General features: G+C 42.5%; 1 protein-coding gene and 1 pseudogene. Both read left to right on the forward strand.

Going from position 1 to position 574, the window contains the following annotated elements:
* Window positions 1–251, forward strand: a pseudogene (locus tag ACWHAR_RS30195) (cell division ATP-binding protein FtsE); the annotation flags it as partial.
* On the forward strand, window positions 244–574 hold a 331-nt coding region (locus tag ACWHAR_RS30200; protein WP_452088818.1), incomplete at its 3' end, for a permease-like cell division protein FtsX. The pseudogene ACWHAR_RS30195 and the gene ACWHAR_RS30200, both read left to right, overlap by 8 nt.

Consider the following 574-nt stretch of genomic DNA (forward strand, 5'->3'; position numbering starts at 1 on the left):
TATCTATTGCAAGATCAATTGTGAACAACCCTGATGTTGTCATTGCTGATGAACCGACAGGAAACCTTGATCCGGATACGTCTTGGGAAGTCATGAAGACGCTGGAGGAAATTAACAACCGCGGGACAACAGTCGTGATGGCGACACATAATAAAGAAATCGTAAACACCATGAAGAAACGTGTCATTGCAATCGAAGATGGTATCATTGTGCGTGATGAGTCAAGAGGGGAGTATGGTTCATATGATTAAAATTCTCGGGCGCCACTTGCGTGAGAGTTTTAAATCTCTCGGGAGAAACACATGGATGACATTTGCATCCATTAGTGCTGTAACCGTTACGCTGATTTTAGTCGGCGTGTTTTTAGTGATTATGCTGAATTTGAATAACATGGCCACGAATGCAGAAAAACAAGTCGAAATCAAAGTGCTGGTTGATCTGACTGCAGATCAGAAGGCACAGGACAAGCTTCAGAACGATATTAAGGAACTGAAGGGCATTCAGAGTGTCACTTTTTCATCTAAAGAAAAAGAGCTTGACCAGCTGGTTGACAGTTTTGGTGACAGCGGAAAAT

The sequence above is a fragment of the Bacillus sp. LR--39 genome (assembly GCF_053613335.1).